The organism is Mesorhizobium kowhaii (genome assembly GCF_003253745.1).
GTDB lineage: Bacteria > Pseudomonadota > Alphaproteobacteria > Rhizobiales > Rhizobiaceae > Mesorhizobium > Mesorhizobium kowhaii.
In genome coordinates this window covers 539,733-554,115 of the sequence record NZ_MZXV01000013.1, presented here as the reverse complement: position 1 = coordinate 554,115, position 14,383 = coordinate 539,733, and the positions used below count along the sequence as shown (strand labels likewise).

Genomic DNA, 14,383 nt, shown 5'->3' with positions numbered 1-14,383 from the left:
TCCTTCTGCCTCGCTCCTCGTTTGCCGAAGTTTTGCATGCCTCGGCCGAGACTCTTGTGTGCGTACCGTTCCCGAGACAGCTAACCCCGTCCAATTCAGAGTTTAGGGCAGCATCATAATTCCGTTGAATAACGGCCGTTTGCCGCTGCCAATTCAGGCCCAACACCGGCATGTAGGTTGGTGGTTGAAATTTGGTACGACTTGGGTGGCGCCATGGAATTGCGCTTGTTCTTGGCGATCAACCCGCTGAGTTCGGCCGTATCACATTTCCACCGGATGGGCGCTGGGCTGGTGCTTGGTGAAGCGCGGCAGCAGCCCGGTGCACAGCACCAGCAGCATGATGATCGCAAGCTGACAGGCGATGACGGCGCCGAAGGCTCGCGCTATGCCCGCTGGCTCCAGCGCCAGATAGAGCGTGCCCAGCGTTGCGACGCCGAGCGCCAGGCCGGATTGCTGCAGCGTGATGAGAACGCCGCTGCCGACGCCGGCGAGGTGGGCGGGAACATCGGCGAGCACGGCGCGGAACAACCCTGAAAACAGCATCGATTGTCCGGCGCCGATCAGCACCAGGGGCAGCGCCAGTTCGATCAGGCTCACCTTCGGCCAGCCGGAAACGATGATGCCGATCAACAAGGCCAGTCCAAGCGCCTGCAAGAGGCCGCCCGCTGCCAGGGCGCCGCGGCCGAAGCGGTTGATCATGCGCGGGCTGACCACGGAGCCGATGAAGAACATCACCGCCATCGGCAGGATGGCGAGGCCGCTTTCGAGCGGGTTGGCGCCGAGTCCGTTCTGGACGGTGAGCGCGAAGACGAACATGAAGGCGCCGAAGCCGACGCTGAACAGGGTAATCATGGCCAGGCCGCGCGACATCGACGGCAGCCTGAGCAGCGACGGCGGCAGCAACGGCACCTCGCCGCGCGCCTCGGCAGCGCGTTCGACGATCACGGTCAGGGTGGCCAGCACAGCGGCAGCGATCAGCGTCCCCCATGTCCATGCCGGCCAGCCGAGCGAGTGGCCTTCGGTCAACGGCAGTAAAAGCGCCGTCAGCGTGGCGGCAAACAGCACGGTGCCTGGCAGGTCGATGCCGGTGGGGTGCGGCGAGCGGCTGGCCGGCACGACAAGCCGCGAGGCGAAGAACACGATGATGCCGAGCGGGATGTTGATCAGGAAGATCGGCCGCCAGGAGGTGCCGAACAGATTGGCGCTGACCAGCAGGCCGCCGGCGAGTTGACCGACGACCGCGGCGATGCCCGAGGTTGCGCCGTAAAGCGCGATGGCCCGGGTCTTGCGTTCGCCCTGCAGGGTGGCCTGGAAGGTCGCCAGCACCTGCGGCACCAGCATGGCCGCTGTTGCCCCCTGGACCAGGCGGGCGGCGATCAGCGCATCGATGGTCGGCGCCAGGCCGCAGGCCAGCGACGCCAGGATGAAGCCCGCAAGCCCGACCAGAAACAGCGTGTGACGACCGAAACGATCGCCAAGCCGGCCGCCCAAAACGAGCATGGCGGCATAGGCCACGCCATAGACGGAAACCACCAATTCAAGTGCGGCCGGTGTCGCCTTGAGCGAGTTGGAGATCGTCGGCAGCGCCACGTTGACGATGAAGAAATCGGCGACCGGCAGGAAGGCGCCGGCGAGCAATACATAGACGCCGACCCCGTGCAGCCCGCCGGCGCGTGCCATGGAACGAGGAGAGTGCCAGGCGGAGTTTGGTGAATAGGTGGGGGTCATTCGAGCCTCCATGTGATTATTGGGAGATAGTTATGTACACATAATCATTATGAGCATATACATACCTGGCTGGGCGTTGTAAACTCCTCTTATGGAAACCGATCGCGAATCGTCCGCACGCAAAACTCCACCCCCGGCGGTTCGGTGGGCGGATCTGGCCGACCTGATCCTCATCATTGCCCGCGAGATCCAGTTCCAGGGATACCGGGATGAGCGGGCGCTATCCCTCACGCAGTCGGAAGGCATGGTCATGCGTCACCTGGTTGCACACGTCTCGGCGACACCCAGCCAGATCGCGGCGGCGACCGGGCTGCAGCGCACCAACGTTTCTCCGGTTCTGCGCGACCTCGAAGGAAAGGGACTGATCGAGCGGCATGTCGATCCGGAAGACCGCCGCGGTGTCAGCGTCCACCGCACGCGGCGCGGGGCCGAAAACTACGCGCTGGTGCGCAAGGAATGGGGCGCTGCCATCGCTGCCGCAGCCGGCGGCGATACGAACAAGCTCGACGATGCGCTTGCGCTTCTCAGGTCCATTGAAGCCAGCCTCACCGCGACGCGACCGAACGGCGCCGACGGTCCGGTGCGAGGTTCTGCCCGCCGCCAGAACATCTAGTCTAATCCGGGAAAGACGTGCAGACGCTCGCTGCACGGCTACCCTAAACGCAGACGTTCCCGCACCATCCCATTCGCACGTCGTTGCCGCCGATTACCGCACCGATCGCTGAGCAGCCCTTCGACGCGGGAGGGGCACCTGCAAACTGATTTTCGAGACTCCAACTGTCGGCAGTCCATGTCAGCGACGGGCGTCGTTTGTCGGCAGCTACGCTAGTCGTGCTCGGGTCGTACGCGGCGTGGCCAGGAGAAGGCTGGTTTCGCTGCCCGTTATGCCGGCAATGAGTCGGATGCGGCGCAGCACCGCATCGAAATCAGTCAGTGATGCCGTCCCGAGCTCGACCACCAGATCCCAGCGGCCATTGGTTGTATGGATGGTCGAGACTTCCGGGAAGCCGCCCAGTGCCCGGACCACGCGGTCGGCGGCATGGCCCTCAATCTCAATGAGCATGATACCGCGGATGCGCTGATCGACGGCGTCGGCGCGCAGCACCACCGTGTAGCCGATGATGTCGCCGGACCGTTCCAGCCGCTCCATACGTGCCCTGACCGTGGCGCGCGAGACGCCGAGATCGACGGCGAGATCAGACACGCTCCGCCGCGCATCATGTCGCAGCAAGGTCACGAGCCGTTCGTCCAGCGCATCCATCGGGGTTACCATTTTGATCATTTTCTCTGCCATTACGATAAACAATGCTTCTCGAATTGCCAATTCTGCCTGTTCATATCGCCGGCTCGCCATGATCTCCTCGCGGCATTCGAACTTGGCCGCGGGAAAAACAATGCGTTGCAGAATCGTCGGGGCGCCGGTGCAGGACGGCGCTGGCAGAATGGGATGCGAAATGGGGCCGAGTGCGCTGAGAACCGCCGGACTTGCTGAAGTGCTGTCCGGCCTTGGGCACACTGTCGAGGACATGGGCGCCGTCCAGGCAATTCCGGCGAGGCGCGTCGTGCACGGCAACCTGGCGCTGAAGGCCTTGCCCGAGGTATCGGCCTGGACATCCGCCATTGCCGCGGCCGCTTACGCAGCGAGCAAGGACGCCATGCCGATCTTTCTCGGTGGCGACCATTCAATCTCGGCCGGGACAGTGTCGGGCCTTGCCCGCCGCGCCACTGAGACCGGGCGGCCGCTGTTCGTGCTGTGGCTTGACGCGCATCCGGACTTCCACACGCTCGACACCACCGCCAGCGGCAATCTGCACGGTGTTCCGCTTGCTTACGCCAGCGGCCAGCCGGGTTTTAGCGGCTATTTTCCGGATCTGCCGGCAGCGGTCGATCCCAAGCATATCTGCACCATGGGCCTGCGCAGCGTCGACCCGGCCGAGCGCAGCGCGCTCAACCAGGCGGGCGTGACTGTGCACGACATGCGTGCGATCGACGAGCATGGCATCGCGCCGCTGCTGCGCGCCTTTCTGGCGCGTGTCTCAGCGGAAGGCGGGCTGCTGCATGTCAGTCTCGACGTCGACTTTCTCGACCCCTCAATCGCACCGGCAGTCGGCACCACGGTTCCCGGCGGCGCGACGTTCCGCGAGGCGCATCTGGTGATGGAGATGCTGTCCGACAGCGGCCTCGTCTCCAGCCTGGACCTGGTCGAGTTGAACCCTTTTCTTGACGAGCGTGGCCGCACCGCGACGCTGATGGTCGACCTGACGGCGAGCCTGATGGGCCGCCGCATCATGGACCGCCCGACTCGCAGCCATTCCGGGAGCTTTTGATTATGACCACGGCAAAGCTGAACATCGTCCCCTTCGTCAGCGTCGATCGCATGATGAAGCTGGTGATCGCCATCGGCGTCGAGCGCTTCCTGACCGAGCTCGCCAGCTACATCGAGGAAGACTTCCGTCGCTGGGAACTTTTCGACAAGACGCCACGTATCGCCTCGCATAGCCACGATGGCGTCATCGAACTGATGCCGACCAGCGATGGGCGCCTCTATGGCTTCAAATATGTCAACGGCCATCCGAAAAACATGCGCCAGGGTTTGCAGACGGTCACCGCGTTCGGCGTGCTCGCCGATGTTGGCAGCGGCTATCCTATGCTGCTCACCGAAATGACCATCCTGACTGCGTTGCGCACGGCCGCTACGTCCGCTGTCGCGGCCAAGTATCTGGCACCGAGCGGCGCGCGCACCATGGCCATCATCGGCAATGGCGCCCAATCGGAATTCCAGGCGATCGCCTTCAAGGCGCTGACCGGCGTCGACCGGCTCAGGCTCTACGATATCGACCGGTCCGCCTCGCTGAAATGCGCGAAGAACCTAGCTGGCATGGGATTCGACATCACGATCTGCGCAACCGGGCAGGAAGCGGTTGAAGGTGCCGGGATCATCACGACCGTTACCGCAGACAAGCAGTGCGCCACGATTCTCACCGACAACATGGTCGGCTCCGGCGTCCACATCAACGCCGTCGGCGGTGATTGCCCCGGTAAGACCGAACTGCACAAGGACATCCTGCTGCGCTCCGACATTTTCGTCGAGTTCCCGCCACAGACACGCATCGAGGGCGAGATCCAGCAGTTGGATCCCAACCATCCAGTGACCGAGCTCTGGCAAGTGATCGCCGCCAAGGTTCAAGGCCGCCGCGACGCCAAGCAGATCACGCTATTCGATTCAGTCGGCTTCGCCATCGAGGATTTTTCGGCGCTACGATATGTGCGCGACCAGCTACAAGCGACCGGCCTATACGAGGAACTCGATCTGCTCGCTGATCCCGACGAGCCGCGCGATCTATTTGGCATGCTGCTGAGGGCGGCCATGCAGCCAGCAGCTTGAGGGAACTACCTATACGACGTCGGCTATCTGACGGGGGGCGCAGATCGCGGATACACCGGCGACGGTCCTCGCAGGATAGGTCGACGCCCTTGTTCAACGGCGTCCCAAGGGATCCGTCGGCTACTCCATCGCAGGAACGAAAATGGAAAAGAAGCGGAACTTTCGTGTGCAGTTTTTTTGCACACGGCCCCCAATAACTATCTGATTTTGCTCACCTGTTCGTCCCATCCATCATTGGCACCACGGTTTTACGTCGCACACTGGTTGTTGGCGACGAAAGGGGGTTCGAGTCCATGCTCCACAAGAAGCCAGGCGATGTTGCCGTTATAGATTCAGGCGATTCCTAATTCTTCGGGCAGCGGACGCGCCGGTCTGCAGTTCCGCTCTTCGAGTTGATCGGACGCGCGATCGAACGACCGCCTCAGACGCACCTACTGCTTCACCGAGGTAGAGGTGCCCCAGGTATCCGACAGCACGTAGCCTTGAGGGTACGGATCTGTCGGATCGAGATAGTAGCTATGCTCGCCCGTGATCCAGGCCCGGCCGGTGATCTCCGGAACGATCGCTTTGCGCGTGCCGATTTCCGCCAGCTCCACAATCTTGCCCGTGAAGCGGGAACCGATGATTGATTCATGGATCAGTACGTCGCCAACGCCCATCAAGCCCCGTGCTTGGAGGACGGCCATGCGGGCTGAGGTGCCGGTTCCGGTAGGGCTGCGGTCCGAGCGTCCCGGGGAGACGATGCAGGTGTTGCGGGTGACGTTGCCGGGACCCTGGAATGGCATGGCGAACTGCACGATCGACACGCCGCGCACATGGTCGAATTCCGGATGGACGACATCGAGCTGTTCGCGCGCCGCCCGCCGGACCTTCTCGCCCGCCACCGCCAGTTCGCGAGCCTCGTCGGGGGCGACCGAAAAGCCGAGCGCCTTGGCATCGACGATCGCATAGAACATGCCGCCATAGGCGATATCGACCGTGAGCGTGCCTAGCCCCTCGACCTCGATGCTGGCATCCAAGCGATCGACAAAGGCGGGCGCGTTGCGGAAGGTGATCGACAGGCATTTGCCGTCGCGGCATTCGGCGCGCACCTCGATGACGCCACCCGGCATGTCGAGCTTGAAGCGCGTCTCGGGCTCCTGCATCGGCACCATGCCGGTCTCGAGCAGCACGGTGGCAACGCAGATCGTGTTGGAACCGGACATCGGAGGATATTCCGTCGGCTCCATGATGATGGCCCCGGCCACGCAATCCTCGCGCGTCGATGGAACCAGCAGATTGACGTGCCGAGCAACGCTGCCGCGTGGCTCGCAGATCAGCATCCGCCTTATATGGTCGTGATCCCGTTCCATCGTGATCATCTTTTCCATCATCGTGCGGCCCGCTGGCGGCAGGACGCCGCCGACGATGACGTCGCCGACTTCACCTTCGGCATGACAGCCGACCACACGAATAGAGGCTTTCGTACGCATTGTTTTTCCTTGTCGATTGCAAGCTCATTGCGGCGAACGAGCAGCGAGCCGCGAAATTCAGGCCCAGATGTCCCCCACTGTGGAACCTACTGAGAAGGGATGACCCCTGTCGAATACGATCGTGTTCAGCCCATGACTTTTTTGCCCCAAAGCTGGCCGCCCGCGATTGACCTAAGGAGTTACGCCTTCGAACTCGATCAGCGGCTCCAATGCTTTGCGGAGGGCGACACGCTTGTCTGCGTTCAACGCCGAAAGGGGGCGGCGGGGAGCGCCGGCACCATAGCCAACCAAGTCCGCGGCTGCGTATACAGATTGGACGTAGTCGCCCTTTCGACGCGACGCGCTTTTGACCTTTATGCCGGCTTGTCGTCCGGGTGGCCGAGTTCGCAGAACCAGCCGCCGAGATACTTCACCGATGGCTTTGTCGGATCGGGAACGGGTGTTTTCGCCTCGACGGCAGCACGGAATGGCTCGGCACTGTCTTGCGGGATGAACCCCAGATGGTTCGCGCCGCTGTTGTCGACCATCTTCAGCTTGTTGTCGGAGATGCCGAAGGAGATCGTGTGGCCGACACGCGGCGCGGTCAGCGAAGCCTCGACCAAGCGCACGCAGTCGGCGAAGGAAAGGTATGACCACAACATGCGGCGGTCGGCCGGTTCGGGAAAGGACGAGAAGATGCGCAGGCACGCCGTCTCGATGCCGAACTTGTCCCAGTAGAGCCGGCTCAGGCTCTCGACGAAGTTCTTCGACACGCCGTAGAGACTGTCGGGGCGCACTGGCGCGTCGACGCCGATATGGGCTTCGACTTCATGGTAGCCGATGGCATGCACTGAGGAAGCATAGATGACGCGCTTCACGCCATGCTTCCGCGCGCCTTCATAGATGTGATAGGAGCCGCGAATACTGGAATCCAGGATCGTTTGCCAGGCGCATTCAAGCGGCGCGCCGCCGAAATGCACGATCGCGTCGCAGTCCTTGGTGGCGGCAATTGTCGCCTCCATGTCGGCGAGGTCGAAGACCGCTTCTTCCTCATGCGGGGCAAGATCGCCGAACGGTTCGCGGCCGGCCAGGCGGATCGTTCTTGCCAGCGGTACCAGTCCCTTTCGCAGTTCCGAGCCAAGCCGGCCGGCCGCTCCGGTGATCAGGATGCGTTCGTAATGGGGCATGATCTACTCCACTTGTGCGACGGCGGCATTGATCCGCGCGATCGCTTCGGCGAGCACCTCCTCGCTGGTGGCGGTGGAGATGCGGAAATAGGGTGAAAGTCCGTAGGCGGCACCTGGTACCGAGGCCACGCGGCCCTCATTCAGCAGATAGGTCGCAACGGCGGTGTCGTCTTCGAGCACGATGCCTTTGGGTGTCTTGCGGCCGATCAGGCTGGCGCAGCCGATATAGGCATAGAAGGCGCCCTCCGGCGGCGGCAGCGTCAGGCCATTGATGCGCCTTATGCCATCGACGACCAGGTTCCTGCGCGCCTCGAATGCCCGGCGGAAACAGGCCACCTCGTCCTGCGGGCCGTTCAGCGCAGCAACCGTCGCCGCCTGGGCGATCGAGCACACCGAAGTGACTGACTGGCTCTGGATGGTCGCCATTGCCTTGACCAGCGGCGCCGGGCCCGCTGCGTAGCCGACACGCCAGCCGGTCATCGCATAGGCCTTGGCGACGCCGTTGACGATCAGGCTTCGGTCCCGAAGGTCCGGACAAGCCTTGCCGAACGACACGAACTCGCGACCATCAAAAATGATGTGCTCATAGATTTCGTCGGACAGCACCAGGACCTGCTTGTGCCTGGCCAGGGTATTACCAAGAGCCTTCAACTCCACTTCGGAATAGACCGCGCCCGACGGGTTGCCCGGCATGTTCAGGAACAGCCATTTGGTCTTCGGCGTGATCGCCCGCTCGAGCAGTTCGGGCGTGAGCTTAAACCCGGTCGCTTCCGGGCATTCGACGACGACCGGCGTGCCGCCCAGGAGCTTGACCATCTCGGGGTAGGAGACGAAATAGGGCGCCGGCAGGATCACCTCGTCGCCGCTTTCGAGCGTCGCCATCAGCGCGTTAAAAATGATCTGCTTGGCGCCGTTGGCCACGACGATGTCGTCGGCCGTGTAGTCCAAGCCGTTCTCGCGCCTGAATTTCCCGGCCACGGCCTCGCGCACTTCGATTGTGCCGGCGGCGGCGGTGTAGAGGGTCTGGCCCGCCTTGGCGGCCGTGTGCGCCGCTTCGATGATGTGGGCAGGCGTCGGAAAATCCGGTTCTCCAAGGCCAAGGTCGATGACGTCGACGCCCTTGGCCCGCAGCGCCTTGGCGGCCTGTGAGGCGGCCATCGAAGCCGACGGCTTGACCACGGACAGGCGCGAGGAGATGTAGCTCATTTGCCGTCCTCCGTGACATATCCCCTGGATCGGTCCTGCGCCCTCGCCTCCGCGCCACGCTTGGCCGGATCGCCATAGCCGCCGCCGCCCGGCAATTCCAGTATCAACCGGCGGCCGGCCGGTACATGCTGCCAGCCCTTGGGCCGCATCTGCGTGCCATCGTCCAGCCTGACCACGCCCGCGACGCCGGCCTTTCCACCGTTGCGCCCGTGGGCAGGATGATTGACGCGGTCGAACATGGCCGAGAAGTCGAACTCGTGGCCTTCGGTCGCGGCGATCTCGATAACCTGCCCCAGACCACCACGGAATTCGCCGTCGCCGCCGGAATTGGGGCGCAGCTCCTTGCGCCAGATGACGATCGGACCGGTATGTTCCGTCGCCTCGATCGGCATCGTGTGCACGCCGGAGGGGAAGGCCGTCGCCGACAGCCCGTCGAGGCCGGGCCGCGCGCCCATGCCGCCGGAGTTGAACATCAGCACTTCGGCGCGACGGCCCAGACCGCCAGCGGCCGGCCGCACCGAGATGTGGATGTTCCACAGCGCGCCGGCACCTTCCGACAGGATCGTCCCGGGCAACGCCTTGGAAATCGCTCCCAGCACGAGGTCCGGGACCATGTGGCCGAAGATGTGCCGCAGCGCCACGGGCGCCGGCCGCACCGCGTTCAGGATATTGACCGGCGACGACACGGTGAAGAAGGCAAGCGAGGCCGCATTGTTCGGGATGTCGGGCGCCACCACGCATTTCAGGGCGTAGCAGGCATAGGCCTTGCTGTAGATGATCGGGCAGTTGATGCCCCACCGGCTCATCGGGTCGGTGCCGGTGAAATCGACTTCGACACAGTCCTCGCGAACCGTAACAGCTGCCGCGAGCTTCACCGGCTTGTCGTAGCCGTCGGTCACCAGCTCGTTGGACCAGCTTCCCTTCGGCAGTGCCTTGATGCGTTCGGCCATGGCGTCGCGGGTTCGCGAGAAGATGAAGTCGCCAAGCCCGTCGAGAGACGTCAGGCCGATCTCCTTCATCATGTCGACCAGGCGCCGGTGCCCGACTTCGTTGCAGGCGGCGAGCGAGTAGAAATCGCCGACGACCTGGTTCGGCTCGCGGACATTGGCACGCAGGATCCTGACGAGGTCGAGATTGACCTTGCCCTTCTCCGCGAACTTCATGATCGGGATCTGGATGCCTTCCTCGTAGACAGACTTGGCGTCGGCGCCAAAGCCGCGCCCGCCGACATCGACGACATGGGCAGTACAAGCGAAGAATGCCACGAGTTCGCCGTTCAGAAACGACGGCGACACCATGGTGATGTCATGCAGGTGGCCGGTGCCCAGCCAGGGATCGTTGGTGACGTAGGTATCGGCCTCGAACATATTGTCGCGCGGGATTTCGTTCATGAAATGCAGCACCGCCTCGGCCATGGTGTTGACATGGCCGGGCGTGCCGGTGACCGCCTGTGCCAGCATCTGGCCGCTGGGATCGAACACGCCCGCCGACAGGTCGCCGGACTCGCGCACGGAGGTCGAGAAGGCCGTGCGCAGCAGGGTGAGCGCCTGCTCCTCGACCACCGAGATCAACCGGTTCCACATGACCTGCATGCGGATTTCACTGATGTCGCTCATGCCTGGCTGCCTTTGCGGATCAGAAGGATGGCACCGTCGCTCTGGATAACGGCGTCGAAGCTTGTGGTGACGACGGTGGAGGTTTCGCGCTCGACGATGACCACCGGGCCCGCTACACGATCGCCGGCACGGAGCAGGTCTCGTTCGACGATGCCATAGGTTCGTGGCTCGCCGCTGGCCGGGTCGAATACCGCGCGGGTCGTGGCCGGCTCATTGGTGCGGTGGCCCGTCGTCAGATCGTGCCGGGCGGTGGTGGGCCGAACATCCGTCGCCTTGACCGACCAGGTGACGATCTCGATTTCCAGCCCGTCCAGCCCTTCGATGGCGCGACCGAAGAAGCGCTGGTAGTTCGCCTCGAACAGATCCTTGAGGCTGGTGGCGGCACAGTCGCCGAACGGCTTGTCCGGCAAAAGCACGGGGATCTCCCAGCCCTGGCCGGCGTAGCGCATGAAGGCAGTGATTTCGCAAACGATCGTGCCGCTGGCGCCGGTCCGAACGAAGCCCTCGGCGGACGCCTTGAGCTCGCCAAGCAAGGCGTTGACCTCGGCAGGCTTGAATTGCGAGAGCCGCGTGAGCCTGGACGCCAGAGCCTCGTAGCCGAAGGGAGCCTTGAGGAAGCCGATCGCCGAGCCGACGCCCGCGCCCTTGGGAATGATGCACCGGTCGATGCCGAGTTTTTCGCAGAGCCTTGCTGCGTGAAGCGGTGCTGCACCGCCGAAGGCGATCATCAAATTATCGGAAATGTTCTTGCCGTTCTCGACAGCATGGACGCGAGCGGCATTGGCCATGTTCTCGTCGACCACCTCGCAGATGCCGAAGGCCGTCGACATGGCATCGAGCGACAGGCGCTCGCCCAGGTCGCGCAGGATGGCCAGTTCGGATGCGGACGTGTCGAGCCGGATGGCGCCGCCGGCGAAATTGTCGGGATCGAGCTTGCCAAGCACCAGATCGGCGTCGGTGATCGCCGGACGCTTACCGCCGCGGCCATAGCAGGCCGGGCCCGGCTCTGATCCAGCACTTTCCGGTCCGGTCTGGATGCGGCCCATGGCGTCTACCCAGGCGATGGAGCCGCCGCCGGCGCCGATCTCGATCATCTCGATCACCGGAATCGAGATCGGCATCCCGGAGCCCTTGCAGAAGCGATAGGTGCGCGCGACCTCGAAGGTCCGGGCCGTGCGCGGCACATAGTCCTCGATCAGGCATATCTTGGCGGTCGTGCCGCCCATGTCATAGGATACGACCTTCTCCAGGCCGAAGCGCCTGGCGATGTCGGCGGCAAAGATTGCGCCGCCCGCCGGACCGGACTCGACCAGCCGCACGGGGAATTCCGAGGCGGTTTCCACCGAGATCAGGCCGCCGCCGGAATGGATCATGAAAACCGGGCATGCGGCGCCCATTTCCTTCAGGCGTATCTGCAGGCGGGCGAGATAGTCCGCCATCTGCGGTCGCACATAGGCGTTGGCACAGACCGTGTTGAAGCGCTCGAACTCACGCATCTGCGGCGATACTTCAGCGCTGACCGAAATCGGAATGTTCAGCTTCCGGGCGAGAATTTCGCGAGCTCGGAGCTCGTGAGCCGGGTTGGCGTAGGAGTGGATGAAACCGATCGCCACCGAGCCGAAACCGCCGGCCGCAATCCGTCCGGCGATATCTTCCAGCGCTGCTTCGTCGAGCGGCTGCAGTTCCTGGCCCTGGGCTCCGATCCGGCCCTTGACCGTAAAGCGGTCCTCGCGCGGGATCAGCGGCGGCGGCAGTTGGAGATTCAGATCATACTGCTCGAAGCGGTTCTCCGTGCGCATCTCGATCACGTCGCGAAAACCTTCGGTCGTGACCAGTGCGGTCTTCGCGCCACGGCGCTCGATAAGCGCGTTCGTCGCCAGCGTGGTGCCGTGGATCACGATGTCGACGTCCGCCAGCGAAATGCCGGCGTCGCGCACGACGATCTCGATGCCGTCGAGGATCGCCTGCTCGGGCGCGGCATAGTTGGTCAGGATCTTGGTCGAGAAGATCGTGCCACGCACATCGAGCGCGATATCGGTGAAGGTGCCGCCGATATCCGCGCCGAGACGGATGTCATTTGCCGTACTGGTCATACGTTGGCCTTCTGCGAAGCGAGCGCTGCTTCGCGCATCTGGGACAGGGTCTGGCGCGGCGTGAGGGCTTCCGGGGAAATATCCAGCTCCAGGACTGCGCCGGTCGTCGACGCGAGCGCCCTGCCGAAAGCGCCGGCGAAATCAACGGTCGCGCCGACCCGCTCGGCGTGGAAGCCGTAGGCCCGGGCGATGCCTACGAAATCCGGATTTTCGATCGTGGTTCCCGACACGCGCGCCGGATAGTGCCGCTCCTGATGGGCGCGGATGGTGCCGTAGATGCCATTGTTCAGGATGAGGACGATCGGCTGCGCGCCGGCCTGCATCGCCGTTCCCAGTTCCTGGCAGTTCATCTGGAAATCGCCGTCGCCTGCAAAGCAGACCACGGTGCGGCCGGGACACGCAACCTTGGCCGCGATTGCCGCCGGCAGGCCGTAGCCCATGGCGCCGGATTGTGGCGCAAGCAGCCGTGCCTTTGGGCCGAATTTGAAGAACTTGTTTGGCCAGACGGTGAAATTGCCGGCGCCATTGGTCAGGATGACGTCGTCGGGCAGCGTCTCGCGCAACCAGCGGCTGACCTCGACCATGTCGACGGGGCCAGGCTGGGCTGGCGCCGTGAACGTGCCTTCGTAGCTTTGGCGCGCCTGTGACCGCCACTCGGCCCAGTCGCCCTTCACCGGCGACAGCGCTTTGGCGAAGGCGTTCGGTCCGGCATGGATGCCGAGCGAAGGCACATAGATCTTGCCGATCTCGCGATCCGACCCGTGGACATGGATCAACTTCTGCTTCGGCTCGGGCACGGACAGCAGCGTGTAGCCGTCCGTGGTCATCTCGCCAAAGCGCACATTGATCGCCAGGATGACGTCGGCGTCGCGGATCAGTTTCTTGACATGGGGAACCATGCCGACGCCCGCCTCGCCGACGAAGACTGGCGAGCCATTGTCGAACTGATCCTGGAAGCGAAACGCCGCGACCACCGGAATGTCGGAGGATTCTGCGAAAGCCTGGAGCACGGCGCGCCCTTGCGCCGACCAGTTGGCGCCGCCGATCAGGATGATCGGCCTGCGGGATGCGGCAAGCATCGACCGGGCCTCAGCCAGGGCATCGGCATCAGCGGCGGCCTCGAAAACCCTGGCCGGTCCGCTGAGTGCGGCAACATCGGTCAGCGTCGTCAGCATGTCCTCCGGCAAGGCGATCACCACCGGGCCGGGCCGCCCGGTGAGCGCCGTCGTCCAGGCCCGGGCAACGATTTCCGGCAGGCGCTCGACATCGTCGATCTCGACCGCCCATTTCGCCATCGTGCCGAACACGGCGCGATAGTCGACTTCCTGAAACGCCTCACGGCCGCGCATGTCGGTGCCGACCTGGCCGACGAACAGAAGCATCGGCGAACTGTCCTGCATGGCCGTGTGCACGCCGATGGACGCATTGGCGACGCCCGGCCCGCGCGTCACGAAACAGATGCCCGGAGAGCCCGTCAACTTGCCATAGGCCGAGGCCATGAACGCAGCACCGCCTTCATTTCGGCACAGCACATAGTCCAGTCTTCCGGCCGTGTCGTGCAGCGCATCCAGCACGGCCAGGTAGCTTTCCCCCGGCACGCCGAAGCTCTTGCTTGCGCCGAGCGCCATCAGGCACTCGACAAGAAGCTGGCCCCCATTGCGCATCATCCATCCACTTCTTGTTGGCCCAGGCGAAACGCCAGGGCTGATTGCAGCCG

11 protein-coding genes and 1 pseudogene are annotated in these 14,383 nt (G+C 63.8%); 3 read left to right on the top strand and 9 right to left on the bottom strand.

Annotated features, from left to right (window positions below; genetic code table 11):
• Positions 1 to 261 precede the first annotated feature (261 nt).
• Positions 262 to 1,728, bottom strand: coding sequence for an MFS transporter (locus B5V02_RS05100; RefSeq protein WP_245445697.1), 1,467 nt, complete (start codon positions 1,726 to 1,728; stop codon positions 262 to 264).
• Between the two features lie 91 nt (positions 1,729 to 1,819).
• Here B5V02_RS05100 and B5V02_RS05095 point away from each other — a divergent pair, with 91 nt between their 5' ends.
• Positions 1,820 to 2,341, top strand: coding sequence for a MarR family winged helix-turn-helix transcriptional regulator (locus B5V02_RS05095; RefSeq protein WP_111543104.1), 522 nt, complete (start codon positions 1,820 to 1,822; stop codon positions 2,339 to 2,341).
• Positions 2,342 to 2,548: 207 nt separating this feature from the next.
• On the opposite strand, the gene B5V02_RS05090 is transcribed toward B5V02_RS05095, so the two are convergent.
• Positions 2,549 to 2,989, bottom strand: a complete 441-nt coding sequence (locus B5V02_RS05090) for an Lrp/AsnC family transcriptional regulator (RefSeq protein WP_111543746.1) — start codon at positions 2,987 to 2,989, stop codon at positions 2,549 to 2,551.
• A 133-nt stretch (positions 2,990 to 3,122) separates the two neighbouring features.
• On the opposite strand from B5V02_RS05090, the gene rocF reads away from it, so the two are divergent.
• The gene (gene rocF / locus B5V02_RS05085) at positions 3,123 to 4,055 is read left to right on the top strand and encodes an arginase (protein WP_111543745.1); all 933 of its coding nucleotides are present in this window, start codon (positions 3,123 to 3,125) and stop codon (positions 4,053 to 4,055) included.
• Between the two features lie 2 nt (positions 4,056 to 4,057).
• Complete coding sequence (locus B5V02_RS05080; RefSeq protein WP_111543103.1) at positions 4,058 to 5,113, top strand: ornithine cyclodeaminase; 1,056 nt, start codon at positions 4,058 to 4,060, stop codon at positions 5,111 to 5,113.
• A gap of 431 nt (positions 5,114 to 5,544) precedes the next feature.
• On the opposite strand, the gene B5V02_RS05075 is transcribed toward B5V02_RS05080, so the two are convergent.
• The 7 genes and pseudogenes from B5V02_RS05075 to B5V02_RS05050 all read right to left on the bottom strand — a co-directional run bounded on the left by B5V02_RS05075 (position 5,545) and on the right by B5V02_RS05050 (position 14,333).
• On the bottom strand, positions 5,545 to 6,585 hold the full coding sequence (locus B5V02_RS05075; protein WP_111543102.1) for a proline racemase family protein: 1,041 nt from the start codon (positions 6,583 to 6,585) through the stop codon (positions 5,545 to 5,547).
• 171 nt (positions 6,586 to 6,756) lie between these two features.
• A pseudogene (locus tag B5V02_RS41425) lies at positions 6,757 to 6,915 on the bottom strand (dihydrodipicolinate synthase family protein); the annotation flags it as partial.
• 23 nt (positions 6,916 to 6,938) lie between these two features.
• Complete coding sequence (locus B5V02_RS05070) at positions 6,939 to 7,751, bottom strand: NAD-dependent epimerase/dehydratase family protein (protein WP_111543101.1); 813 nt, start codon at positions 7,749 to 7,751, stop codon at positions 6,939 to 6,941.
• A 3-nt stretch (positions 7,752 to 7,754) separates the two neighbouring features.
• The gene (locus B5V02_RS05065) at positions 7,755 to 8,957 is read right to left on the bottom strand and encodes a pyridoxal phosphate-dependent aminotransferase (RefSeq protein WP_111543100.1); all 1,203 of its coding nucleotides are present in this window, start codon (positions 8,955 to 8,957) and stop codon (positions 7,755 to 7,757) included.
• Complete coding sequence (locus tag B5V02_RS05060; protein WP_111543099.1) at positions 8,954 to 10,573, bottom strand: hydantoinase B/oxoprolinase family protein; 1,620 nt, start codon at positions 10,571 to 10,573, stop codon at positions 8,954 to 8,956. Before B5V02_RS05060 ends, B5V02_RS05065 begins: the two co-directional genes overlap by 4 nt.
• Positions 10,570 to 12,666, bottom strand: a complete 2,097-nt coding sequence (locus B5V02_RS05055) for a hydantoinase/oxoprolinase family protein (RefSeq protein ID WP_111543098.1) — start codon at positions 12,664 to 12,666, stop codon at positions 10,570 to 10,572. Before B5V02_RS05055 ends, B5V02_RS05060 begins: the two co-directional genes overlap by 4 nt.
• Positions 12,663 to 14,333, bottom strand: a complete 1,671-nt coding sequence (locus tag B5V02_RS05050) for a thiamine pyrophosphate-binding protein (RefSeq protein WP_111543097.1) — start codon at positions 14,331 to 14,333, stop codon at positions 12,663 to 12,665. Before B5V02_RS05050 ends, B5V02_RS05055 begins: the two co-directional genes overlap by 4 nt.
• Positions 14,334 to 14,383 lie beyond the last annotated feature (50 nt).